This window comes from Oribacterium sinus, assembly GCF_014202695.1.
GTDB classification, from domain to species: Bacteria; Bacillota; Clostridia; order Lachnospirales; family Lachnospiraceae; genus Oribacterium; species Oribacterium sinus.
On sequence record NZ_JACHHH010000006.1, the window covers coordinates 101,333 to 124,740 of the forward strand.

17 protein-coding genes are annotated in these 23,408 nt (G+C 43.2%); all 17 read right to left on the minus strand.

The window, feature by feature from the left end; all coding sequences use genetic code 11:
• Window position 1: 1 nt before the first annotated feature.
• The 17 genes from HNQ46_RS06890 to prdA all read right to left on the minus strand — a co-directional run bounded on the left by HNQ46_RS06890 (window position 2) and on the right by prdA (window position 23,399).
• Window positions 2-715 (minus strand): ABC transporter ATP-binding protein, encoded by a 714-nt coding sequence (locus tag HNQ46_RS06890; RefSeq protein ID WP_183684035.1) that lies wholly within the window; start codon window positions 713-715, stop codon window positions 2-4.
• Window positions 716-717: 2 nt separating this feature from the next.
• A complete protein-coding gene (locus HNQ46_RS06895) occupies window positions 718-1,476 on the minus strand; it encodes an ABC transporter ATP-binding protein (protein WP_183684036.1) in 759 nt (252 codons plus the stop codon).
• Entirely contained in the window at window positions 1,473-2,531 is a 1,059-nt protein-coding gene (locus tag HNQ46_RS06900) for a branched-chain amino acid ABC transporter permease (protein WP_183684037.1), read from the minus strand. Before HNQ46_RS06900 ends, HNQ46_RS06895 begins: the two co-directional genes overlap by 4 nt.
• A 1-nt stretch (window position 2,532) precedes the next feature.
• Window positions 2,533-3,414, minus strand: a complete 882-nt coding sequence (locus HNQ46_RS06905) for a branched-chain amino acid ABC transporter permease (protein ID WP_183684038.1) — start codon at window positions 3,412-3,414, stop codon at window positions 2,533-2,535.
• 166 nt (window positions 3,415-3,580) lie between these two features.
• On the minus strand, window positions 3,581-4,786 hold the full coding sequence (locus HNQ46_RS06910; RefSeq protein ID WP_183684039.1) for an ABC transporter substrate-binding protein: 1,206 nt from the start codon (window positions 4,784-4,786) through the stop codon (window positions 3,581-3,583).
• 144 nt (window positions 4,787-4,930) lie between these two features.
• Window positions 4,931-5,935 carry an NAD(P)H-dependent glycerol-3-phosphate dehydrogenase gene (locus HNQ46_RS06915; RefSeq protein WP_183684040.1) on the minus strand — a complete coding sequence of 335 codons (1,005 nt, stop codon included), beginning with the start codon at window positions 5,933-5,935 and terminating at the stop codon, window positions 4,931-4,933.
• A gap of 91 nt (window positions 5,936-6,026) precedes the next feature.
• On the minus strand, window positions 6,027-6,674 hold the full coding sequence (plsY, locus tag HNQ46_RS06920; protein WP_183684041.1) for a glycerol-3-phosphate 1-O-acyltransferase PlsY: 648 nt from the start codon (window positions 6,672-6,674) through the stop codon (window positions 6,027-6,029).
• A gap of 5 nt (window positions 6,675-6,679) precedes the next feature.
• Window positions 6,680-8,002 (minus strand): ribosome biogenesis GTPase Der, encoded by a 1,323-nt coding sequence (der, locus tag HNQ46_RS06925; protein ID WP_007156078.1) that lies wholly within the window; start codon window positions 8,000-8,002, stop codon window positions 6,680-6,682.
• A gap of 182 nt (window positions 8,003-8,184) precedes the next feature.
• The gene (nifJ, locus tag HNQ46_RS06930) at window positions 8,185-11,721 is read right to left on the minus strand and encodes a pyruvate:ferredoxin (flavodoxin) oxidoreductase (RefSeq protein WP_183684042.1); all 3,537 of its coding nucleotides are present in this window, start codon (window positions 11,719-11,721) and stop codon (window positions 8,185-8,187) included.
• Between the two features lie 211 nt (window positions 11,722-11,932).
• Complete coding sequence (locus HNQ46_RS06935; RefSeq protein WP_183684043.1) at window positions 11,933-13,846, minus strand: VanW family protein; 1,914 nt, start codon at window positions 13,844-13,846, stop codon at window positions 11,933-11,935.
• A 229-nt stretch (window positions 13,847-14,075) separates the two neighbouring features.
• Window positions 14,076-16,490, minus strand: a complete 2,415-nt coding sequence (gene leuS / locus HNQ46_RS06940) for a leucine--tRNA ligase (protein WP_183684044.1) — start codon at window positions 16,488-16,490, stop codon at window positions 14,076-14,078.
• A gap of 47 nt (window positions 16,491-16,537) precedes the next feature.
• Entirely contained in the window at window positions 16,538-18,535 is a 1,998-nt protein-coding gene (gene selB, locus HNQ46_RS06945; RefSeq protein ID WP_183684045.1) for a selenocysteine-specific translation elongation factor, read from the minus strand.
• Between the two features lie 663 nt (window positions 18,536-19,198).
• The gene (locus HNQ46_RS06950) at window positions 19,199-19,669 is read right to left on the minus strand and encodes a glycine/sarcosine/betaine reductase component B subunit (protein ID WP_183684046.1); all 471 of its coding nucleotides are present in this window, start codon (window positions 19,667-19,669) and stop codon (window positions 19,199-19,201) included.
• Window positions 19,670-19,681: 12 nt separating this feature from the next.
• Window positions 19,682-20,458, minus strand: a complete 777-nt coding sequence (gene prdD, locus HNQ46_RS06955) for a proline reductase cluster protein PrdD (protein WP_243155876.1) — start codon at window positions 20,456-20,458, stop codon at window positions 19,682-19,684.
• Between the two features lie 65 nt (window positions 20,459-20,523).
• Window positions 20,524-21,249: a D-proline reductase (dithiol) protein PrdB gene (gene prdB, locus HNQ46_RS06960; protein WP_083793702.1), complete on the minus strand. Its 726-nt coding sequence runs from the start codon at window positions 21,247-21,249 to the stop codon at window positions 20,524-20,526.
• A 36-nt stretch (window positions 21,250-21,285) separates the two neighbouring features.
• Window positions 21,286-21,531, minus strand: coding sequence for a CBO2463/CBO2479 domain-containing protein (locus HNQ46_RS06965; protein ID WP_007156068.1), 246 nt, complete (start codon window positions 21,529-21,531; stop codon window positions 21,286-21,288).
• Window positions 21,532-21,533: 2 nt separating this feature from the next.
• A complete protein-coding gene (prdA, locus tag HNQ46_RS06970; protein ID WP_183684047.1) occupies window positions 21,534-23,399 on the minus strand; it encodes a D-proline reductase (dithiol) proprotein PrdA in 1,866 nt (621 codons plus the stop codon).
• Window positions 23,400-23,408: the final 9 nt, after the last annotated feature.

The window sequence follows — 23,408 nt, forward strand, 5'->3', positions numbered from 1 at the left end:
ATTATTCCGATAAATAAGCCGCTCTTACCTGAGGATCGGAAAGTAAGTCTCCGGCTTTTCCTTCTAATCGAATGTTTCCGGTTTCCAATACATAAGCTCTGTCTGCAATCATTAAAGCCTTGTTGGCATTTTGCTCTACCAGGAGTACGGTCACCCCTGACTCATGAATCTTTTGAATAATATCAAAGATTTCGTTTACGTAAATGGGAGAAAGGCCCATGGATGGTTCATCCAGTAAAATCATCTCCGGCTTGGACATCAGGGCTCTTCCCATGGCCAGCATCTGCTGTTCTCCTCCGGAAAGGGTTCCGGCTACCTGATTTTTTCTTTCCAAAAGACGGGGAAAATGATGATAGATCATATTCAGACTTTCTTCAATTTCCTTTGAGTCCTTTCTGGTGTAGGCACCCAGCATCAGATTTTGATATACCGTAAGACTGGCAAAAACTCTTCTCCCCTCCGGAACATGGGCAAGTCCCTTGGAAACCAGCTTATATCCGGGAAGCTTGCTGACATTTTCCCCTCTATAAATGATTTCTCCCTGGGAATGGGGAATTAAGCCGGTAATCGTTTGCAGGGTACTGGTCTTTCCGGCGCCGTTGGCCCCGATTAAGGTTACGATTTCTCCTTTGTTCACATGGAAATCCAAGCCTTTAATGGCATGGATCATCCCATAATGTACATGAAGATTCTTTACCTCTAAAATTTGTTCCATAATTACTCTCCTAAATAAGCCTTGATAACCTTTTCGTCATGCAACACTTCCTGGGTCTTCCCTTCTGTAAGGACTTGCCCGAAGTTCAGTACGGTAAGGCGATCACAGATGCCGGATACCAGCTTCATATCATGTTCAATCAATAAAATGGTCATATCAAAACGATCTCGAACCAGTCTTATAGTGTCCATCAGTTCTTCCGTTTCATTGGGATTCATTCCCGCTGCAGGCTCATCCAATAAAAGTAAGGAAGGATTGGTTGCCAAAGCTCTTGCAATTTCCAGCTTTCTTTGTTTTCCGTAGGGAAGATTTCCCGCTAAGTCCAAAGCATGCTCTTCCAGGTGAAAAACAGAAAGTAAATCCAGAGCTCTATCCGACATTTCTTTTTCTTTTTGAAAATACCGGGGCAGTCTAAAAATCCCTTCAATAAAAGAATAGGAATTTTCCTGGAAAAATCCTGCTTTTACATTGTCCAATACTGTCAGCTTATCGAATAATCGGATATTCTGAAAGGTTCTGGCAATTCCCTTTTTGTTAATCTCAATACAGGAGCTCCCTACAATATTTTCCCCATTTAAAAGAATTTCTCCTGTGTTGGGCTGGTAAACTCCGGTAAGCAGGTTAAATACTGTGGTTTTCCCTGCACCGTTAGGTCCGATTAAACCGTACAACTCTTTTTTCTCAATAGAGATATGGAACTGATCTACCGCCTTCAGACCTCCAAAGGAAATGCCTAAGGCATTCACTTCTAAAAGACTCATGCATTCACCTCCTTACGGAACAAACGATGAAGAATATTCTCCCGAAAAGCAATAAAGCCGGGGGCGGAAGTAAATAGCATCATCACAATCAAAACAACGGCATAAATCAACATTCTGTAGTCATTTAAGGAACGAAGAAGTTCAGGAAGCAGAGTAAGAACAACAGCGGCCAAGATAGAGCCGCGCATATTGCCTATTCCGCCTAAAACTACAAATACCAGAATCATAATAGACTGATTGTATCCAAAGTTTTTTGGCAAAGCTTGTAAAGAGCTTAAATTATGGGCATACAGTACTCCGGCAATTCCCGCGATGGCCGCAGAAATCGTAAAGCAAAGCAACTTCAGTTTTGAAGCGGGTAACGCAATACTCTCCGCCGCAATACGATTATCTCGAATTGCCATAACCGCTCTTCCCGTTCTGGAATGAATAAAATGCTGAATAAAGAGCATAGAAAGTAAAAGAAGAATTATCCCTACAGTAAAATTACTATATTTCGGCGTACCGGTAATTCCCTGTGCGCCTTTAATGATCCACTTTCCCCCTTCTCCCAAAGCAACAGCTGTACCGTCCTTTAAGGAAAAATGCCAACCATTCTTATCCACCCCAAAATACAGAGCATTAATAATGTTTTTGATAATTTCTCCGAAAGCCAAAGTTACGATGGCTAAATAGTCTCCTTTCAGTCTTAAAACCGGAATACCGATTAAAAAGCCGAAGAACCCGGCTGAAATAGCACCAATGCACAGGGCGATAAAGAAAATAAGCATAGGAGGAAGAGAGCTTCCCTTTAAAAGCATGGAACAGCTGGCGGAGAAGAAGGCTCCTACGCACATAAAGCCCGCATGTCCCAGAGACAATTCTCCGGAAATACCCACCACAAGGTTTAGGCTTATGGCCAAAATAGAATAAATACACAGAGGAACCAAAAGTCCCTTCATCAGGGAACTTACGGAACCGGATTTTAGGAATAGCTGAACAACAAAGTACAGGATAAGAATGACTCCGTAATTCAAAAAAATATCTTTGATTTTGTTCTTTTGTACATTCTTCATCTTACACCTTCTCCATAATCTTCTTTCCTAAAATTCCGCTTGGTTTAATGAGTAATACAATAATTAATACAGAAAAAACAATAGCATCCGACAATTTGGAAGAAATATAGGCCTTGGACAGATTTTCCAATACGCCAAGTAATATTCCGCCGATAAATGCTCCGGGAATAGAACCGATTCCTCCCAATACGGCAGCAACAAAGGCCTTAATGCCGGGCATGGCTCCTGTTGTTGGGGTAAGGGTAGGATAGGCAGAGCAAAGAAGGATTCCGGCCACACTGGCTAAAGCGGAACCAATAGCAAAGGTAAGGGCAATGGTACCATTTACATTTACTCCCATCAAAGTGGCTGCACCCTTGTCCTCGGATACCGCCAGCATAGCCTGTCCTGCCCTGGTTTTATGGATGAACAATAATAAAACAACGGCAACTAAAATTCCCACCAAAATGGTGACCATAGTTTCTCCGGAAATGACCAGCTGTCCTCCCGCCAGCTTTAATGCAGGAAGCTTTACAAAGGACTGAAAGCTTTTCGGATTTGCTCCGAAAAGCAATAAAGCAAGATTTTGTAAAAGATAAGACACACCGATGGCGGTAATCAGTACAGCCAAAGAATTCGCTGAACGAAGGGGCTTATAAGCTACCCTTTCCACTAAAACGCCAAGAGCGGTACAGATTGCCATACTAAAAAGAATAGATAAGGGAATACCAAGTCCCATCTGGTTAAAAGCGAGAAAAGCGGCATAGCCTCCCACCATCAAAATATCTCCATGGGCAAAATTCAGCATTTTTGCAATGCCGTAAACCATGGTATAACCTAGGGCAATGATGGCATACACCGAGCCCAAACTGATTCCGTTTAAAAGATAGGAAATAAAACTCATCTTTTTCTCACTTTCTCTTGATGTAAATAGAAAGGGCAAGCCTCAGCATTGCCCTTTCCATAATTCTTACCGGTGGCCCAGGCGAAGCCTTTGACTTCCGGTGTATAACGACTTCTTAACTAAAGATTCAGGCATGGCCTGTAATCTCCCATTTATAAGACAATCATTATTCGGCAGATACGTAAGCTCCGTCCTTGATAATGACAGCCTTAGGCTCCTTATCCACGTCTCCGGCCTCATTCCACTTCATGCCGGTACCGGTAAGTCCATCCAGGCTAATCTCTGTCATAGCCTTCTCCATTGCAGTACCTAAATCGGAAACACTCTGATCAGGAGTTAAGCCGGCCTTCTCTACAGCTGCCTTAATAGCATATACTGCGTCATAAGCATCCGCTGCGAACTGAATCGGAGTCTCCTTATACTTTTCTTTGTAGTTCTTTACAAAGTTAACGGTTAAATCATCCTTTGCATCGGCAGCAAAGGGAGTTAAAAGCATCAGACCTTCTGCCAGAGAAACATCAAAGTTCTCCACGTTTAAGATACCGTCCATACCGTCACATCCGAAGAAGGTCGGCTTGAAGCCCATGGTATTGGCCTGAGTAAGTACTAAAGCAGCCTCACTGTAGTAGAAGGGTAAGAATACCAGCTCAGCACCGGAATCCTTCATCTTCTGCAGCTGTGTGGAGAAGTCCTTGTTGGAATCAGCGGTAAACTGCTCATCCGCAACAACTTCCAATCCCTGCTTAGGCGCTTCTGCAACAAAGGAATCATGAATTCCGGAAGAATATACGTCAGAAGAATCATAAATAATTCCAATCTTCTTGCCTAAATTATGGCTTCCGATGTACTCTGCAGACTTTGTTCCCTGTGCAGGATCGGAAAAGCATACTCGGAATACATTCTTAGGAGCGGTAACCTCCACTGCGGATCCGGAGGGAGAAAGAAGAAACATATTGTCCCCTTCCGCTTCCGTTCCTACTGCGATAGCAGGAGCACTTGTGGTCGGTCCTACAAGGAACTGCATTCCCCAGTCCTTTAAGCTGTTGTATGCATTGATAGCCTTTTCCTGATCATGCTCATCGTCAGCCTTCTTGTATTCAATCTGGTATCCGTTGATTCCGCCATTTGCGTTAATCTCATCAATAGCAATTTCCGCACCGTTTACTACGGCATTACCATATACTGCAGCGCCGCCGGTTAAAGGTCCCTGTCCTCCGATTTTCCAAGTTAATCCGCTCTTCTCGGCTCCGGAGCTTTCTGCATTTGCCTTAGATTCCGCTTCTGTAGCTTTCTTCTCTCCGCTTGCGCCTCCGCAGGCTACTAAAGATGCTGCCATTAATGCGGCCAAAACCATAGATAATTGTTTTTTCATGTTAATCCTCCCTTATTTCACTATCAGTAAAATACTTTCCGTATTATAGGGAGAAGTTCTTTTCTTGTCAATTCTTTTTATAACAATTTAACATAAAAAAAGAGGTAGATATAACTAAAAGTAATACCTACCATGAATAATATACTATGGGAAGCTAACTCCCGGACTTTCCGCCCGACTATCCCTAAGCATAAGATCCATTACAGCCTGCTTCGGGTTCTTTCCCTCAAATAATACCCTGTTTACTTCATGGACTATGGGCAGGTCTACACCATACTTTGCGCCTAAAGCCAGAGCAGCCTTGGCTGCGTATACCCCTTCTACCACCTGTCCCACTTCCTTCATAGCTTCTTCATAGCTTAATCCTTCGCCAATCAAGAAGCCTGCCTTACGATTTCTGGAATGCTTGGAGGCACAGGTTACAATCAGATCGCCGATTCCGGAAAGCCCGGCAAAGGTCTCCAAATGCCCTCCCATAGCCTGTCCCAGCCTTGCAATCTCTGCTATACCTCTGGTAATCAGTGCAGCCTTGGTATTGTCTCCGTAGCCTAAACCGTCTGCAATTCCGGCCGCTAATGCAATGACATTCTTTAATGCGGCACCGATTTCCACTCCCAGAACATCCTTATTGATATAAACGCGAAAGCTGTCAGATTGGAAAGTTTTTTGTATGGTTTTCGCACAGCTTTCTTCTGCTGCAGCACATACAATAGTGGTAGGCAGGAAACGGGATACTTCCTCCGCATGGGAAGGGCCCGAAAGAACCGCCACAGGATTTTCCGGAAAAATCTCTTCCAATATCTGGGACATGGTCAGTAAGGTCTTTTCTTCTATCCCCTTGGATACCGTTAGAAGAATTTGATCTTTTTGAATATAGTCCTTTACCTGCTCTCCTACAGATCGGGTAAACAAAGAAGGCACCGCAAAAATGACCATTTCCTTATCCTTTAGTGCCCTTTCCAAAGAGGAGGTGATTTCGATATCTTCAGCAAAACTTGTACCCGGAAGATTCTTCGGTTCTCGGGTTTTTTTCAGTTCTGCTTCCTCCTCTTTAGAATAGGTCCATAAGCTTAAGCTGTGATTGTTTTTTCTTAGCGTTATGGCTAAGGCGGAACCCCAGGTTCCGATACCCAGAATAGCAATCTTCATGAAGACTCCTTTGTATGAAAATGAAATTTTATATTGAGAAATCCTTATTCAAGAAAAAAACTTAATCTTACAAGTTACTCTTTCCGCTTTTCTATTTATTCTTGCCAAATTTATTTTCCGTACCATTCATTAATCGTTTCATATTTTCCCTATGCTGAAACAAACAAAGTAAGGCCAAAAATAGACTTAATCCGCACATCGGCAGATAAATAGCTTCCGAAAACGGAAAAAGAATTCCTGATTTTCCCATAAGAAGCACGGATAAAAAGAAGACAAAAACGGAAAGAACAGAGCCTAAGCTGACATATTTCGTTGTTAAAACAATCAGGATAAAAAAGCATAAAAGTTCCAGGGTATATAAGGGAGCCAAAGCAATCAACAAAGCACCGGTGCAAGCCACACCTTTACCTCCCTTTACCCCGGGGAGGATAGGGAAATTATGTCCCAGAATGGCTCCAATACCGGTAAGCATTAAAATCAAGGTTTTCTGATCTTCATTTGCCGGCTTCCAAAATAAAATCATCAGAAATATAGGAACCATACATTTCGCAATATCCATTAAAAGAACCGTGATGCCGGCTCTTTTCCCCAAGGTTCGTAAAACATTGGTACTTCCCGGATTGCCTGAGCCCTGATGATAAATATCTACTCCCTGAGATTTCGCATAGAGATACCCATTGGGTATATTTCCGAAAATATAGCCCAGGATAAAGCAAACACAAAGTTGAACTATACTCATGACAATTAATCTTCTCCTCTTTCCCGGATAATAAAGCGAATAGGGGTTCCTCTAAAGCCGAAATTTTCCCGAATTTGATTTTCAATATATCTGGTATAGGAAAAATGCATCAACTCCCTGTCATTAACAAAGATTACAAAGGTGGGAGGCGCAACGGAAGCCTGGGTAATATAGAAAAGCTTTAATCTCTTTCCCTTATCGGAGGGGGGCTGTTTCATGGCTGTTGCTCTTGCCAGAATTTCATTTAAAACACCGGTTTTAATCCGCATTACCTGATTGTCGTGAATCATATTCACCAATTCATAAATCTTATGAATTCTCTGTCCGGTTTCCGCAGAAATAAAGAGATACTCCGCATAGTCCATGTAAGCAAATTTCTCTTTCAGTTGCTTTGTAAATTCCTGCATGGTTTTATCGTTCTTCTCCACCAAATCCCACTTATTAACGGCAATAATAACACCCTTTCCGGATTCATGGGCAATACCGGCAATGCGGGTATCCCCATCGGTAATTCCCTCTACGGCATCAATCAAAACTATACAAATATCAGCCCTGTCCACTGCGGCAACGGTTCGGATCACAGAATATCGCTCAATATCTTCCGTTACCTTACCCTTTCTTCTCAGACCGGCGGTATCAATAAAGATATAGGGTGTACCGTTATAGGTCACTTCCGTATCAATAGCATCTCTGGTGGTGCCGGCTATATCCGATACAATGACACGATTTTCCCCTAAAAGCTTATTGGTTAAAGAGCTTTTTCCCACATTGGGCTTTCCGATAAGCGCAATTTTTAAGGTACCGTCCTCTTCCTCTTCCAGTCCCTCCTTCGGAAAATGCTTTACGACCTCATCCAGAAGATCACCAAGACCTAAGTGGTTGGCGGCGGATACCGGGAATGGCTCTCCCAGTCCCAGCTGGTAGAACTCATAAATATCATTACCATACTTTTTGATGCTATCCACCTTGTTTACACAAAGAACAATAGGCTTCTTGGAACGGCGAAGCATCTCCGCCACCTCATAATCCGCATCCACCACACCGGACTTCACATCGGTAACAAAAATAATCACATCCGCAGTTTCAATAGCCAATTCCGCTTGAGAACGCATCTGCTTTAACAAGACATCATCGGAAATCGGCTCGATACCTCCGGTATCCACCATGGTAAAATAATAATTCAACCAGTTTCCCTCCGCATAAATACGGTCTCTGGTTACTCCCGGAGTATCCTGAACAATGGAAATCTGCTTTCCGGCAATCGTATTAAAAAGGGTGGACTTTCCCACATTCGGTCTTCCGACCACTGCTACTATAACTTTTCTCAATTTGCCCCTCCCATAAATTCCTACAACAAATGGAGATATTTTACCATTTTTTCTCCTATAAGAAAAGAGGAAAGGCCTAAGCCTCTCCTCTTTTTATACTTCCTCTATGCCGTATACAATAAACAACATTTTATTTCCGGCAAGCTTCTTCGGCAAAAGCTAAAATTCTTGCCTTCTGTACATTAGTTATTGTACAGATCAACCATCTTCTTCAGCTTCTCATAACGCTCTCTAGCTTCCTGCTCGTTCTGCAGATCTAAAGCCTTTGCGCGCTCCGGATTCTTAAGGGAAAGAGATAAGTAACGAACTTCGCCCTTTAAGAATTCCTGATAAGATTCGAAGTTAGGCTCCTTGGAATTCAAGGTAAACTTCTTGTCTCCACCAAGTGGGTTGTAAATGAAGTTGTTCCAATATCCGGCCTCTACAGCCAGCTTCTCTTCTGTCTGTGCCTTAGCCATGCCCTTCTTAATACCATGGTTGATACATGGAGAATAAGCGATGATTAAGGATGGTCCCGGATAAGCCTCAGCCTCGGAAATTGCCTTAACAGTCTGGGCCATATCAGCACCCATAGCAATATGTGCTACATATACATAGCCGTAGGACATAGCAATTCCTGCAAGATCCTTCTTCTTAGTCTCCTTACCGCCGGCAGCAAACTGTGCTACTGCACCGGTAGGAGTAGCCTTGGAAGACTGTCCACCTGTGTTGGAGTAAACCTCGGTATCGAATACCATTACGTTGATGTCCTTACCGGAAGCAAGAACGTGGTCAAGTCCACCGAAACCGATATCATAAGCCCAACCGTCTCCACCGAAGATCCACTGGCTCTTCTTGGAAAGGAAGTCTTTGTTCTTTAATAAATCTACAGCAACCGCATCTGTCTTACCGGACAATGCTGCCACTAACTTATCTGTAGCTGTTCCGTTTGTAGCACCGATGGAGAAGGTATCCAAATATTCCTTAGCTGCCTCTACAAGAGCGGCATCCTTATTTTCTTCTACAAGCTTCTCAACCTGCTTCTTTAATCTGTCACGGATAGCATTCTGTGCCAAAAGCATTCCGTATCCAAACTCCGCATTATCCTCAAAGAGAGAGTTATCCCATGCAGGACCCTGTCCCTTAGCATTTACGGTGTAAGGAGTGGATGGAGAAGAGTTACCCCAGATAGAAGAACATCCGGTTGCGTTACTGATGTACATTCTCTCTCCGAAGAGCTGGGTAATTAACTTCGCATAAGGAGTCTCTCCACATCCGGGACATGCGCCGGAGAACTCGAAGAGTGGCTTCTTAAACTGAGATCCCTTAACGGTAGTCTCCTTAAACTTCGCAATAACTTCCTGCTTCTCAGGAAGCTCAACAGCGTAATCGAAGTACTTCTGGCGATCCAGGTTATCCTCGATTGGGGACATTACAAGAGCCTTCTCGCCCTTCATTCCGGGACAAACGTTTGCGCAGGATCCGCAACCAACACAGTCTAATACGGAAACCTTAATACCGAACTTGTAGTTAGGCATTCCGTTCATAGCCTTCTGCTGATCTGCTTCCGGAGCCTTAGCTGCCTCATCCTCGGTGTATGCAAATGCACGAATTGCTGCGTGAGGACATACATAAGAACAGAAGTTACACTGGATACAGTTATCAGGGTTCCATGCAGGAACGTTTACGGCAATACCACGCTTCTCATAAGCAGCAGATCCTACAGGAGTAGAACCGTCTACATAATCAGCAAATGCGGAAACGGGAAGATTGTTTCCTTCCTGTGCGGAAACATAGTTCTGGATATTGTTTACGAAATCCAAAACATCCTTTCTTCCGGCCGTCTTGGTCTTGAACTCAAGTCCCTCATCGGCACAGTTGCTCCATTCCTTCTTTACTTCTACTTCTTCGAAGGCATTTGCACCGGCATCGATAGCTGCCCAGTTCTTCTTTACAACGTCCTCACCCTTACGACCGTAGGTCTTCTGAGCGGCATCCTTCATTAACTTGTTAGCCTGCTCCTTAGGGATGATTCCGGTTAAAGTAAAGAATGCGGACTGAAGGATGGTGTTGATACGGGTTGGTCCCATTCCTGTCTCAATACCAATCTTAACACCGTTGATGATGTAGAACTTGATATTGTGGTCAGCCATATACTTCTTAACCTGTCCGGGGATGTGATTCTCCACCTCATCCTTGGACCAAGTACAGTTCAATAAGAAGGTTCCGCCGTCTACAAGCTCCTGAACCATGTTGAACTTGGTCATGTAGGAAGGATTGTGACAAGCTACGAAGTTAGCTCTCTTAATCAGGTATGTGGACTTAATCGGCTGATCTCCAAAACGAAGGTGAGACATGGTAACACCGCCGGACTTCTTGGAGTCATAATCAAAGTAAGCCTGTGCGTACTTATCTGTGTTATCTCCGATAATCTTGATGGAGTTCTTATTCGCACCAACAGTACCGTCTGCTCCCAGTCCCCAGAACTTACAGTTTACAGTTCCCTTTGGAGTGGTAACGATGGATGGTCCTTCCTGTAAGGAAAGGTGAGTTACATCATCGTTGATACCGATGGTAAATCTCTTCTTATCGGTATTGTTGTATACAGCTACGATCTGTGCAGGAGTAGTATCCTTGGAACCTAAGCCGTAACGTCCGGAAAGAACGGTTACATTCTTAAACTCGCTGGTGGAAAGAGCAGCTACAACGTCTAAGTATAAAGGTTCACCGATAGATCCGGGCTCCTTTGTACGGTCCAATACGGAAATAGTCTTTACTGTCTTTGGAATAGCCTTTAAGAAAGCGTCAACAGCAAATGGACGATACAGTCTAACCTTGATAAGTCCAAGCTTTCTGCCTTCCTTCTCAGCCAAATAATCGATGGTCTCTTCAATGGTCTCGTTTACAGAACCCATAGCAATAATTACGTGCTCTGCATCCGGAGCTCCATAGTAGTTAAAGAGCTGATAATTGGTTCCGATCTTCTTATTAACCTTGTCCATGTACTCCTGAACGATAGCAGGAAGTGCATCATAATAAGGGTTGGAAGCCTCTCTTGCCTGGAAGAAAATATCAGGGTTCTGAGCGGAACCTCTCTCTACAGGGTGATTCGGGTTTAATGCGTTCTGACGGAATGCATCTACATACTCCCAATCCACCATATCCTTCAAGTCTTCGTAATCCCACTCTTCAATCTTCTGAATCTCATGGGAAGTACGGAATCCGTCAAAGAAGTTGATGAAAGGAATACGTCCCTTTAATGCTGCAAGGTGAGCTACAGGAGTTAAGTCCATAACTTCCTGAACGGAAGACTCACAAAGTAAAGCGGCACCGGTCTGACGACAAGCCATAACGTCGGAGTGATCACCGAAGATGGAAAGGGCGTGGCTGGCAACAGCTCTTGCAGAAACATCAAATACACCGGGAAGCTGCTCTCCGGCAACCTTATAAATATCAGGAATCATCAATAAAAGACCCTGAGATGCTGTAAATGTAGTAGTTAAAGCGCCGGCAGCTAAAGCACCATGCACAGCACCTGCAGCACCTGCCTCAGACTGCATCTCAGTAACCTGAACAGTCTCCCCTAAAATATTCTGTCTTCCCTCTGTTGCCCACTCATCCATATGCTCAGGCATAACGGAAGAAGGAGTAATTGGGAAAATCGCAGCGACCTCTGAGAACGCATAGGACGCATGAGCAGCAGCCTGATTACCGTCCATGGTCTTCATTTTTCTTGCCATAAGTTTCCTCCTAAACTGAAATAAACAAAACCTCTACCTTTCCCCTTTTAGGGAAATCATACAAGGGAATACTAATCTATCCCCATGCTAAAATCAAGGAAAACGCTTACCGTTTTTGATTTAGTACAATAGCTATTTTTTCGCTTTTTAAAGAAAAAAGCAGCCTTGAATTCCTTGACAATTGCCAAAAAATTCAAAGCTGCCGTAAACCTTAGGTTCCGGGACCGCCGGAAATAACATCCGCTTCCGTAGTGGGAACACTGTTATTCCCTACAGGTCCGTCATTGGAAACAACAGGATTCTCAGAAGTCTTTGTGGTACTCTGGGTTTTACTCTCCTGTGCCTTGGTCTCTGAAGCCTTACTTTCCGTGCTTGCCGCACTGCTTGCTGCCGTGCTTTCCGCTGCACTACTGCTTTCTACTGCATTTGCACTGTACTTCTTAGGAGTATGTCCCTTATAGCTGACATAATGATCTTTTACCTTCTCAGTCTTGCCGTCCTTAGTAATAATCTTATAGGCCTGCCATTCGGAACCGGCGGAACCGTTGCTCTCCTTACCCTGCTGTGGAGTAATTACCTGCACTGCCGGAACGGGAAGGTCTTTAATCTTCTCGGATTCCAATTCCCACTTCACTCCGCTGGGAAGTACAGGAATTCCGTAGATCTGTACTGTAGCGGTTTGGTTGGAATACCAGGCACGAATACCGATGGCATGCTTGGAATCATTCACAAACTTAAAATCCGGTCCGGGCCAAGATACCGTAGCATCCGTACCCGGAGTTACATAGTTAGGGGCAAAGGTGTGGGATCTGCGATAGGTCGTGGTTAATCCGGAGCGGAATACCGCATTGTATAGAGTGGAAGAAATCTGGCAGATTCCTCCTCCTACCTCTTCTACAACTTCTCCCTGATTATAAGCCGCAGCCGCCTTATAGCCCTTTTCTGCAGTTCTCTGCCCTACTACACCGTTAAAGGAAAACTCCTCTCCGGGCTGAAGAACAGTACCGTTTACCGCCTCTGCCGCAAGACGAACATTGGTATTTCTCAGTTCATTGGAAGTAGTTTTGGTGGTAAAGCTGGCAATAATCTTATACTGATCCTTAATGGATGCGGTGGATGCGGGAACCTTCTCTCCCTCAGTACTAATCTCGGAGGAAAATTCTTTATTGTTCAGGGCGTTCAGAATATCCTGCGCGGTAGCATCCACATTAATGGCATAACCGTCCTTGCTGCCGCCAAATTCAAATTCTCCGGTAGATTTATTGTACTTGGTAATGTCTCCATTTTTCGGAGCCATCTTCCAAACAATCGCAAGCTGATTCACATAGTCTTTAATTTTATCGCTAAAATCGGGAAGCTGCAGAATATAATCCGCCTGAATGGCAGTTGAACTTTCCGCAGTGGTTTCTTCCGCCTTTTTCTTCTTCTTTTTCTTCTCTGTGGAGCTCTCCTCCGTACTGCTTTCCGAAGCCTTCTCTTCCTGATACTTGGTATAAATCTGGTCTACAAAATCTGTAATGCTGTCGGATAAGATATCCGGAATTTCATAGTCACTCTTATTGGGACGAATGGTTACATCGGAAAGGGTATTCTTAACCTTTACCACTTCCTCCGTTCCTTGATCATCAATACCGTCTTCGCTTTTATTGTCTTCCGCCTTTGGAAATTCCGGCATGGAAAAATAATCAATATTAGGATTGGCGTTTTTTACCACAAGATGCCAAGTGTAAGATTTCTTCAAGACATCAATTACCTGCTCCTTGGTCATTCCCTTTAGATTTAAAAGCTCCGCTCCCGGTTTAAAGGCGGAATAATCCAAATACAAATCCTCATGAATTGCATTGGGATCTATGTACTCCGTTTCCGTAGCAGTGGTCTCCGCTTCATGAAAAAAGCCGGCATTCCGGCTTAAAGCAAAGACTGCAGCTGCACTTCCGAACAGGGCTACTGCGGCTATAATGATAGGAAGATGACCATTGTTCTTGGGGCGTCGTCCACCGCTTCTACCATTACTTCGTCCACTACGTGCCCCTTTATCGCCATAGCTGTACTGGGCACTTCTGCTTCTTGAACCACCCTTTGCTCTACTGATTCCTTGAGATAATCTTCTTTCGCTGGCTATCATATTCCATCCTTTGTATATGTTTATTAACTGATAATCCGGATAGGACAGGCTTTGCCTATACCATCGGCTCATAAGAAGATACCGCTCATTTTGCAGGCGATATTCTTCAAGAATAAAAGGTGCTGAAACACAGCACCTTTTTATCATACCATAATCTTTTCATTTGTATAGAAAAGAATCCTAAAAAAAATCTATAGGGCTTTACAAAAATGTAAGAAAAATTCTTCTGTTATTTGACAACAAAGTTCACGATTTTTCCGGGAATATACACTTCCTTTACGAGAGTGCCGCCCAACTTATCCCCTAAACATTCCTTAGCCTTAGCAAGAATTTCTTCTTTGCTTAAATCCTTGGGAAGCTCCAGTACCGCCTTTACTTTTCCGTTTACCTGTAAAGGAAGCTTAATTTCATCCGCCTCCATAGCTTTATCATCGTACTCAGGCCAGCCGGCGGCAAATACACTGCCTTCTCCCTTTGCCAAATGATAACACTCCTCTGCAATATGGGGAGCAAATGGAGCCAAAAGCACGGAGAAGCTGCGAAGGGTTTCCAAATCTACGCCCCCTTCTTTCTTTGCCAGATCCAAGAGGCTGTTATTGTACTCCATAAAGCCGGAAACAACAGTATTTAAGTTGAAGCTGTCAAAACGAAGCTGAATATCATGAATTAAGTTATGCCGTACACGAATCATTTCTTTTGTAGGACTGATGTTCTTATCCTTGGATTCTTCCACAAGATTATAGAAACGATTCAGGAAACGATAAACTCCATCAATTCCTCTGTCATCCCATTCCGCATCCAACTCGGGAGGACCTACAAAAAGCTCATAAAGTCTAAGAGCATCACAACCGTAATCCCTAACCAGATCATCGGGAGAAACTACATTTCCCATGGACTTGGACATCTTAATACCGTTTTGTCCTAAAATCATTCCCTGATTAAAGAGCTTTACAAAGGGCTCCTTAAATCCTACCACACCGATATCATAGAGGAATTTGGTCCAGAAACGGGAATACAGAAGGTGTAATACTGCATGCTCCACGCCTCCGATATACATATCCACCGGCAAATATTTATCAGCCTTCTCTCTGCTGACCAAAGCCTTGTCATCATGATTATCAACATAACGCAAGAAATACCAGGAAGATCCTGCCCACTGAGGCATTGTATTAGTCTCCCGCTTTGCCGGACCTCCACACTTTGGACAAGTGCAGTTTACCCAGTCAGTAATGCCGGCCAAGGGAGATTCTCCCGTTCCGGTAGGCTCATAGTTTTCTACCTCAGGCAGCTTTAAAGGAAGCTCTTCCACCGGTACCGCTACATTTCCGCATTTCTCACAATGTACGATAGGAATCGGCTCTCCCCAGTATCTTTGTCTGGAGAAAACCCAGTCTCTGAGCTTAAAGCTTACGGTCTTCCGGCCGAAGCCTCTTTTCTCCACTTCATTAGCCGCTTCCACCTTTAATTCGGAGGACTCTCTTCCATTCCATTCTCCGGAGTTAATCATAATACCGGAGGCTTCTGTATATGCCTCTTCCAATACCTCTTCCTTCCCGTCCTTGGAAATAACCTGAACAATGGGAAGGTCAAACTTCTTGGCAAAAGCAAAGTCCCTGGCATCATGAGCAGGTACACACATAATGGCTCCGGTTCCGTGATCTGCCAATACATAGTCGGAAATCCAAATAGCACACTTCTCCCCGTTTAAAGGATTAATGGCATAGGCTCCGGTAAACTCTCCGGTTTTATCCTTGTCATTCACCGCCATTCTTTCCACGTTGGACTTATTGGCTGCCATGGAAATATATGCTTCTACCTTTTCTCTTTGGGCATCCGTACAAATCTTCTGAACCATAGGATGCTCCGGTGCAAGAACAAGGAAGGTGGCTCCGTAAAGCGTGTCAGGTCTTGTGGTGAAAACAGTAATCTTATCTTCTCTTCCCTCTAAGGCAAAGTCCACCTCCGCTCCGTAGGAACGACCAATCCACTCTGCCTGCATCTTCTTAACCTTTTCCGGCCAATCCAATTCCTGCAAATCATCCAATAAGCGATCTGCATATTCGGTAATCTTCAGCATCCACTGTCTTAAATTCTTCTTGGTAACTGCCGTACCGCAACGTTCACACTTACCATCCACTACTTCCTCATTGGCAAGTCCTGTTTTACAGCTTGGACACCAGTTAATAGGGAACTCCTTTTCATAAGCCAGTCCCTTCTCAAACATTTTCACAAAAATCCACTGGGTCCACTTATAGAAGTTGGGATCAGTAGTATTCACTTCCATATCCCAATCGTAAATGGCATTAATCTGCTGTAACTGTCGCTTAATGTTCTCCACATTTTTCTTTGTGGTGATAGAAGGATGAATTCCCATCTTAATGGCATAGTTTTCAGCAGGCAAGCCGAAGGCATCCCAGCCCATGGGATGAATCACATACTTTCCCTTAATGACCTGATAACGTGACCAAGCATCGGAAATCACGTAGCCTCTCCAGTGTCCTACATGCAGTCCGGAACCGGAGGGATAAGGGAACATATCTAAGCAATAGTATTTTTCTTTCTTCTCGTCCTTTGGGTTAATGGGATTTTTCTCCCAAAATTCCTGCCACTTCTTCTCTACGGCAGCATGATTATATCTAGCCATTTTTTCACCTCGAACTTTCTATGATAACGAATGCCATTTTATAACCCCTACTCTGTCTCGTCAAGCTTAGGATAGGGCTTCCTTGCACTTTCAAAGCCGTTGTCCTTGGTAATATGCAATCGATCACAAGCTTTAAAAAATAGTTTACTGTTTTTTCTGGATAAGGAAAATTCTTCTCTCAAGTCCTCTACAGTGATTTCTCCCTTGCTCTGTAATTTTTCCAAAGTAAATTCTTTTAACTTGGAAAATAAATTACCCAAAGTATAATATTCCCCTTCCAGTTGCACCAGGGTTCCCTTCTCTTCCAAACAAGCAACGATATCCAACAGGATTTTTTCTTCCTCCTTGCTCCATAAGGGCTCCGTAATTTTCGGGAAAGAAAATTTAGACTTTTGCATTAGAGTAATCAAGGTATTGGCAATATTGGTGTATTTTTCATCCTTTTTCATCTTATAATCTTTTATGGCTAGAATATCATGAGATATTCTGAAAATTTCCTTTTCACGCCAATATTCCAGAAGTGCTTTATAAATGTTTCTGTTGTAAGAGCTAAAAAAACGACTGTACAATACCGATGTTTTTTCTCCAATTTTATAAGGATTTCTTTGATAAAAATCCTTCATATAGTATTGAATTTGCTTTTCCTTCTCTTCCAAATCTTCCCCGGGAATCAGATACTTTTCTCCTTGCAAAAGGATGCTGATAAGTTCTCCCTTTTCTTCCTTATCTCTTAAGGCATTTTCGATATTGCCATATCCGGGAAAAGCTTTTCGAATAGCGGAGAGAGCCAAAAAAATGCCTTTTTTCTTGTGAAAAAAATTCTGAAGCAAACTTCCTTCATCCGCATCTTCCAGGCTTCTCAGTCGTTCCGTTTGAAAACGCCCTCTTCTATGCCTCCCCCTTGGTAAAGGATCTATCACTTTTCCCCCGCCAATGCTTAGCTTTTGGGATTCGTCTCTTAGAATAAATCGGTCTCCGCTTAAGGCTACAACAGGCTCTTCACACTGCAACTGAACCAAGGCTGAGCTCTTATTGGGGATTTCCTCCCCCTCCAAGCAGACAAGCTTGCAGAGCACATGTCTTGTCCCTAAAAGAAGTTCCAGCTTTCTGTTGTTTTTTATGGATTGTTCTAAGGCATTGTCTACTTGAACTCTGCAATCCAATAAAGAACTGGGATAAAGTAAGTCCTTCTCCGCCAGCACATCTCCTTTTTGACAAAGAGACTTATCTATTGAGGATAAATTCACGGCAACTCTCTCTCCGCCCACCGCAAAGTCACTGTCTTTGCCATGAACCTGAAGATTTCTGACTTTTATCGGTAAATTCTTCGGATAGAGGGCATACTCTTTTTTTAACTCTATTCTTCCGGACATTGCCGTTCCGGTAAGAACGGTTCCTGCCCCGGCAATGGAAAACACCCGATCCACAAACATTCTGAAAATTCCTTGTTCCGGCTTCCCTTGAATAAATTCATGTAAAGTAGATAGATATTTTATTAAATCCGGAATCCCTTCTTTGCTAAAAGAAGAAAGGGGAAAAATCGGTACGGTAAAAGAAAATTGCTTCTCCAGATACTCGGTAATTTCCATTTTTCTTTGTTCCACTTCTTCCGGAGAAACAAGATCAATCATAGTTAGACAGATAATAAAATTCTTGATTCCAAGAAGAGACAGAATGCTTAGATGCTCTCTGGTTTGGGGCATAATCCCTTCCTTGGCGGAGATAACCACCATAACCAAATCCATTCCCACAGCTCCGGCTACCATGGTTTTTACAAATTTTTCATGTCCGGGAGTATCAACGATTCCAATTTTCTGCCCGTCCGGAAGAGATAATGAGGTAAAGCCCAGCTCAATGGTCATACCTCTCTTTTTTTCTTCTTCCAGTCGATCCGCATCATATCCGGTTAATGCCTTAATTAAGGCGGTTTTTCCATGATCAATATGCCCTGCAGTTCCGATAATCAGATGCTTCGATTCTTTCTTTTCCTCAGGCTTTTCTACTTTGAAGGATTGGTGAAAATCAAGATTCTGCGTACTCTCCATAAGTTAATTCACTCCATAGCATTTCCAAAAACTTTGTTCCGAATATAAGTTAATCAGTTTTTTACTAAATCTTTCTACTGTAATATAATATCCATTTGTATCTGCTTCCGATATCTTTTATACATGTCTTTATGATACCTGTTTATCATACAAGATAATCATTGGAAAATCGATAGAATGCTTAAAAAAGGGAAAAAGAAAAATCCCCATAGGAACTTTCTATGTTCCATTGGGAATTTATTCTAAAAGGCAGTAAATAATCAAAATAATAAAGAAATTTTCGGCAATATAGGTCTGAATATGGGGTAGTCTAAGCCCGATACTTGCCAAAATCCGGCGAAGTGAAGAACTGTGAAAATCAATAAATGAAGCGAATAATGCAGTATAGGTCTATAATAGGGGCAATCTGAGCCCGTCAGTACTTACTGAAAGCGAGCAAGGCGAAGCTTGAAGTTAGTACTGTTACGAAGGCGAGGTTAGCGGGAGCGTGCCCCAATTATAGACCTATACTGCATTAGAGCGCATTTTTATAATTAATATAGTCCTTCAATACATAGGATTAAGCTAACGAGAGCTTGCCCTGATTTCAGACTTATATTAATTAGAAAATTATTTTGATTTACATCCTCTTTTTATAGATCTTCATATGTTCTTACAAGGCGATTATCTTTTCACTGCCCTCATTTTCAGCTTCAAAAGTGCCTTTGCCTTCTTTGCATCTTGAGCAACGATATTATTTTCTCCGACAACGTTGGTTTCAATGCCTTCTTCACTCTTGTTAAAATCCACAATAGTGTTCATATATTGATTCGTAACCACAAAGGCACCCTGGGTTCCCACAAAGGAAACTCCTACAACCGCAATATCTCTTTTACCGATTTCTTCAATGGCTTGAGCAAAATCCACGTTGCTGTTTCCCCAGCTGTCCTCACTGACAATTGCCCCTTTTACACGAAGGGCTTCAGCCCAGGCACCTACACGACTACCGGTAAAAAGTTTATTAACGTTATCCTGTGGAATTCCGGCAATTATAATACCTACAAAGTCCAAGTCAGTATCATCGCAAAGCTCTTCTACCAGAGGGTCACGAAAATGATGCAAGGTGGTTTCTTTGGTTGATGGTCCAATTCCCATAAGCTCCTCCTCTTAATATAATGCTCGAATAGCGCCATCACGATATTCATTGGGAGAAATAATCATCGGCGCACCGGTAATATCAATAATTGAATGAGATCCTATAAATCCGGAAGGTTCATCCGGAAGAAATCTGGTATCATACATAGCTCCTTGACCGGAAACCATCTTCACCAAAACCACTTTATCCTTACCCGGACGTTCTACATCCTTAAAATCATGACGCTCCGTACAGAAGGAACCATTGGTTTTCTTCAATACTTCGCGAATTTCCTGACAGAAATGATCACATAGTCTATGGCAGGCATCAGGCCCCGGTCTGGAATATCCGGCCTTCGCTTGTAATACCACATCCATTAGAATGATGATATCCTCAGGTCCCGGAGTCCCGGCACGGCCAAATACCACCTGCTCATCTAAAAATCCGTCGGAATTACCAAAAGCGGAGACATAATTTCCTTCCGTATCCGTAGCAGTAAGGATTACATACACTCCGGTTAAAGTATGGCTAATTCCTTCTCCTATTTTACCCAATACTTTGGTAGAAATAGGCATTATATCCATAATAGAATTAATGGGAATGTGTCTTTCATTTTTATGAATGATTTTTAGACTGCAATCTTCAATCAGCTCTTCCTGCTTAGCGAAGTCCTTTAAACGATTGGGATTAATCACCAAGCTATATTCTTTATTTTCCTCTTTTTTTAAGGAGACTTTCTCTCCCTCTGAAACAGCACGAACATGAAAAGCTTTAATCGCTAACTGTCTCAATACTCTTTCTTCACTCATTCTATCCTCCAAGGAAATTTTAGAAAAAAATGGAAGCATGAAGATCATGCTTCCATTTCTTGGCATTATACCTTCGCAACGTATTCATATGGCAAAGGAACAATCTTACCGGCAGACTCGATTTCCTCAAGCTGCTCTAAGGTATCCTTTACGATATTGTATTGCATTTCTCTGTTGTTTGGCTCTCCGGCATTTGCACCCATCGGAACGAGAGGAGCAACTGCTCTGGGGGAACCGGTCTGTCTTACGACAGGAGGTAACGCAGCAATGATAATTGTAGGAATTCCTGCGGCCTCAATAGCTCTCTGCACAAGCACGGCAGAACGATGGCAAGTTCCTCAGCCAGCGGTGAGGATTACGGCGTCTACGCCCTCCTCTTTCAGCTGTCTGGCAATTTCAGGACCTGTCTCGTTTTTGAACTTTTCCTGGTTTCCACCACCGCCCATGAATCCGAAGTGTACAGGAGCTACCCCCTTAATTACACCATCTTTAGCCAACTCATGAAGACGATCAATTGGGAACATACAGTTGATATCTTTGTTAACGTCACCGTTATCGTAACCACCATGTGATACCATTAGTTCGCTAGAAGGCATTGTATCCTTGATAACTCTAAAGGTAAAATCACCAGCCAGGTTAAAACGCTTGTCATCTTTATGGTGCACACCTGCGGCCGTTGCAATGGCAATAACCATATCCTTTAACGGCTTTGTGACAGGAGCCCATACAGGTGGAGGAGTAACAGGTACGAAGATTTCAGACTGCATCCCTTTTACTACAGTATTACCCATGTCTTTCTCCTTTCATAAATTTTTTATGTAATTATTCTACGGCTCTTGGCGCTTTTGAATATTACTAATGTATTTTTCATTTACATCCGGACTTAATTGCTCAATAAAACTCATATTGAAACCAACCTCCTGACCGACTTTAATTTCATAATCGGAAATGAGCATCCGCATGGGAATTTTTAAAAAGCCCAAACGACCTTTTAAGTCAATCCCCACGGCACCATCATGAACCTCCACGATAATGCCTTCCATGTAAATAATCTTATCTGTGTATTTAGCCATAATTATGCGTTCATGTACTTCTCTTTGAACTTATCACTCATTGGAAGAGAAGTTTCATTCTCAACAAGCTCAATGGGCTTTCCGGTAACATTGGAAACCAACTCAATGTTCTGGGTCTTTACGTTTGGATTCCACTTACGTTCAGCCTTCTTCACCTCTTCGCCTGCCATCTCAGCCTTCAACATGCTTAATGCACGGATAGCGTCCTCAGTACAAAGGGTGTTGTTAGCAAGAATCTCGTTCTCAATTCCGCCTTCAGATTTGTTGTTATCTACCATGCTGGTCATGTACTTGTTACCTACAACCAGAGCACCCTGGTTAGCACAGAAGGACATACCTACAACCTTGATTCCTCTCTTACCGATCTGCTCGATGTGAGAAGCAAAGTCAATGTGGTTGTTTCCGAATCCCTCAGTGGTTACAAATGCACCATCCGGTCCGATAGCCTCTAAGGTCATACCTACACGACGGGATACATAGAACTTCTCAGCGTTAATCTGTGGAGATCCAACCAATACAACACCGGTTAAATCCACTTCATGATCATGAAGAACCTCTAATACCAACGGCTCTCTCCAGTAGTGACGAGACATCTCCTTAGATGCAGGTCCGATACAGGTTAATGCATGGATACATCCATCAAGAATCTCTAATGGAGAAACTACTACCGGAACGTTTCCGATATCAACGTTAGGCTTAGCACCAAGTACACCAACAGGCTCAACAGGAAGGAGTAAGTTATCATGCATCGCTCCCTGTCCCATGATTTCCTTAACGATAACAACCTTCTTCTTACCCGGTCTTCTTACCTGGTTAAAGGTCTCAGTATCAACAACCAAGCTCTCATCAGCCTTCTTTAATACCTTACGAATTTCATCGGTGATTAAGTCAGTTGCTGTGTGAGCAGCCAATGGTCCCGGACGCTCCATGTTAGTCTTCTCTTTGATGGTTACATTGGTCTTAATGAAGATATCTCCCTTGTCAGGACAACCGGGACGTCCCCACATAATATTCTCATCAAGGTATCCTTCGGAGGATCCGAACTCACCAATCTGAACACCATTCTCATCAGTTCCGGAAACCACCATAACAACGCCGTCTAATACACGGGTTGTTCCGGTTCCAACTTCATCATCACCCTCTTTGGTTGCGATAGGCTGAACATCCATGATGGTGTTGGAGTAGGTATGATATTGATCCGGAGTAATGATATCAATCTTCAGATCCACTACAAGCTTCTGAGAATCAACACATTCCTTTTCAATGCCTTCGCGAATGGTAAGAACGGTACCCTCTAACTTGGTTTCAGGACCTCTCTTAACTTCAGTAATCTTGAAGTGCTTTCTGGTAAGACTGCGAACTACCACTTCCTCATCTGTAGCAACCGCTCCGGGAGCTGCAACACCTGCATTACCTGCTACAGCCTGTGCTGCATTAGATACTACAGGAACGCCGGATGTGCCGCCTAAAGCACCTACAGGAATCTGAATGTCGATTCCCTTACCTTCACCAATGTGAATCTTCAAGCTTCCTCCTAAGGCAGGTGCTGCTACTGCTCCTACTGAAGCTGCCGGGGCTACTACTGCCGGAGCCTCTTCTTTAGCTGCCTCTGCAGGCTTATCGGCAAGCGCTACTAAATCTTTTGTAAGAGGTGTGAGAGAATCACAGGTCTTTAAAAGCTTAGCCCCTAAAACATCGCCAATGGTTAAACAACCATCCAACTTCAACAATCCCTGATCTACCAAATCATCAAAGATTTCAGGATCCTCCAAGTTGTGGCTGGAGAGAACTACTCCCTCCTCAGCCCTACAGCATAACACCGCCGGACTGCTCTTGTGCTCTTCTGCATACTCTGCTGAAATAGACATATTTTGCTT

Coding starts and splice junctions, on each gene's coding strand:
- HNQ46_RS06890 (WP_183684035.1), bottom strand. CDS start 715: ATGGAACAAATTTTAGAGGTAAAGAATCTTCATGTACATTATGGGATG.
- HNQ46_RS06895 (WP_183684036.1), bottom strand. CDS start 1,476: ATGAGTCTTTTAGAAGTGAATGCCTTAGGCATTTCCTTTGGAGGTCTG.
- HNQ46_RS06900 (WP_183684037.1), bottom strand. CDS start 2,531: ATGAAGAATGTACAAAAGAACAAAATCAAAGATATTTTTTTGAATTAC.
- HNQ46_RS06905 (WP_183684038.1), bottom strand. CDS start 3,414: ATGAGTTTTATTTCCTATCTTTTAAACGGAATCAGTTTGGGCTCGGTG.
- HNQ46_RS06910 (WP_183684039.1), bottom strand. CDS start 4,786: ATGAAAAAACAATTATCTATGGTTTTGGCCGCATTAATGGCAGCATCT.
- HNQ46_RS06915 (WP_183684040.1), bottom strand. CDS start 5,935: ATGAAGATTGCTATTCTGGGTATCGGAACCTGGGGTTCCGCCTTAGCC.
- plsY (WP_183684041.1), bottom strand. CDS start 6,674: ATGAGTATAGTTCAACTTTGTGTTTGCTTTATCCTGGGCTATATTTTC.
- nifJ (WP_183684042.1), bottom strand. CDS start 11,721: ATGGCAAGAAAAATGAAGACCATGGACGGTAATCAGGCTGCTGCTCAT.
- HNQ46_RS06935 (WP_183684043.1), bottom strand. CDS start 13,846: ATGATAGCCAGCGAAAGAAGATTATCTCAAGGAATCAGTAGAGCAAAG.
- leuS (WP_183684044.1), bottom strand. CDS start 16,490: ATGGCTAGATATAATCATGCTGCCGTAGAGAAGAAGTGGCAGGAATTT.
- selB (WP_183684045.1), bottom strand. CDS start 18,535: ATGGAGAGTACGCAGAATCTTGATTTTCACCAATCCTTCAAAGTAGAA.
- HNQ46_RS06950 (WP_183684046.1), bottom strand. CDS start 19,669: ATGGGAATTGGACCATCAACCAAAGAAACCACCTTGCATCATTTTCGT.
- prdD (WP_243155876.1), bottom strand. CDS start 20,458: ATGAGTGAAGAAAGAGTATTGAGACAGTTAGCGATTAAAGCTTTTCAT.
- HNQ46_RS06965 (WP_007156068.1), bottom strand. CDS start 21,531: ATGGCTAAATACACAGATAAGATTATTTACATGGAAGGCATTATCGTG.
- prdA (WP_183684047.1), bottom strand. CDS start 23,399: ATGTCTATTTCAGCAGAGTATGCAGAAGAGCACAAGAGCAGTCCGGCG.